Raw genomic sequence first — 2,046 nt, 5'->3', positions numbered from 1 at the left:
AAGAAGAGAAACAATCTAGATGTTAGAGCTTTAAGTGAAGTTGTATCAATTGATAGGGAGAAAAAGACAGTAACTATTAAGAAAGTTGATACTGGTGATGTTTACGAAGAAAATTACGATAAGTTAATATTATCTCCAGGTGCAAGCCCTATTCGTCCAAAATCAATAAAGGGGGTTGATTCAGAAAACGTATTTACTATAAGAAATGTAGTAGACATAAATAGATTAAAAACATATATAGATATTAAAAAAATAAATGATATAGCTGTTATCGGTGGTGGATTTATAGGACTTGAAGCGATGGAAAGTCTTGTAGAAGCAGGAAAAAATGTAACTTTGGTAGAAGGTTCAAATCATATTTTACAGCCTGTTGATTACGATATGGTACAGATATTAAATAAGGAAATACATGATAAGGGCGTAAATCTTCTAGTAAATGAAGTTTTATCTGAAGTAAATGAAGGACATGTTTTACTAGCTTCAGGTAAGAAAATTAAGGCTGATGCAGTTGTACTTGCTATAGGAGTAAGACCAGAAACATCTTTAGCAGTAGATGCAGGTTTGGAACTTGGTAAGACAGGTGGAATACTCGTAAATCATCACTATCAGACATCAGATCCTGACATATACGCAGTAGGAGATGCAATAGAAGTAACTCATTTCATAACAAATAAAAAGACTAGATTAACACTAGCTGGACCTGCACAGAGACAGGCAAGAGCAGTAGCAGATCATATCTATGGAAAGACATATAGAAATACAGGTGTAATTGGCTCATCAGTAGTTAAAGTATTTGATTACAATGCAGCAAGTACAGGTTTAACAGAAAAGAACTGTAAGGATTTAGATTTAGACTATGAAGTTGCCTATGTTATTCCCAAGGACAGAGTAGCTTTAATGCCAGATGCAGAGTTCGTACACTTTAAGTTAATATTCCAAGTTCCAACAGGACAGATTCTAGGAGCTCAGACAATAGGAAAAGGTGGAGTAAATAGATATATCGATATAATAGCAACAATGATAATGAATCACGGAAATATAGAAGATTTAAAGGAATTGGAACTTTGTTATTCACCTCACTTCTCAACAGCTAAAGATGCTACAAATGTAGCTGCTCTTGTAGCAATGAATCTTTTAAATGGAGATTTTGAGCAAGTTAGAGTATCTGAAGTAAGATCTTTAGTAGAAAATGGAGAATATATAATAGATGCTAGAGAAAAGATGGAATACGATGCAGGACATATTAAGGGAGCTGTAAATATTCCACTAAGCGAATTTAGAGAAAGATTAGATGAAATACCAAAAGATAGACCAGTATACATACACTGTTTATCTGCTCAGAGAAGTTACTACATGGTAAAAGAACTTAATCTTAGAGGATGGAAGAATATAGTCAATATATCAGGATCTTTTCTAGGTATATGCTTCTATGAATATTTCAATGATATAAAAGAAGGTAGAGAAGCGATAGTAACAGAATATAAATTTGAACAAGTACAGAAGTAAAAGCTAGAAATCCTAAAATTTAATGAAAGTTAGAAGGATGTTACTACTGTCAAAAATAAATAGTAAATAATACATAATATATAATAATTGAAAAATGCTGACATCCTAAGTATCTAAATATAGTGAAGGATATATAGATATGTCAGCATTTTAAAATAAGTATAAAAAAATAAGTAAATTTAAAAGAAAGTATTTATAGTTATTAAAAAGAATTGAAAAACTATATAATATAAACAGTAAAAAAGATAAGAAGATTTAATGAAAGCTATGTAAATAAAAACAGAAAATTTTAATAATAAAAAAATACTTGATTTACTAAAGAAAATATGATATATTATTACTTGTCTTTAAGAAAAGTAAAACACAGTTTAGGAAAGAAACAACTTTTTTAAAAAAGTTGTTGACATTTTTAAAGCAGTGTGTTATTATTAATAAGTCGCCACTTGAGGCGGCAGATGAACTTTGAAAATTGAACAGCAGGTTAATTCAATAAGCTGTTTTACAGCAATTGATTAATCGTTTAAACAAGCAAACTTGTTT

General features: G+C 30.2%; 1 protein-coding gene. It reads left to right on the top strand.

Going from position 1 to position 2,046, the window contains the following annotated elements; genetic code table 11:
- On the top strand, nt 1-1,506 hold a 1,506-nt coding region (locus BMY82_RS09355; RefSeq protein WP_091976285.1), incomplete at its 5' end, for an FAD-dependent oxidoreductase.
- Nucleotides 1,507-2,046: the final 540 nt, after the last annotated feature.

Source organism: Peptostreptococcus russellii (assembly GCF_900110295.1).
Classification (GTDB): Bacteria; Bacillota; Clostridia; order Peptostreptococcales; family Peptostreptococcaceae; genus Peptostreptococcus; species Peptostreptococcus russellii_A.
Note: the sequence above shows the minus strand (reverse complement) of the source record. Positions and strands in the feature narration are given on the sequence as shown.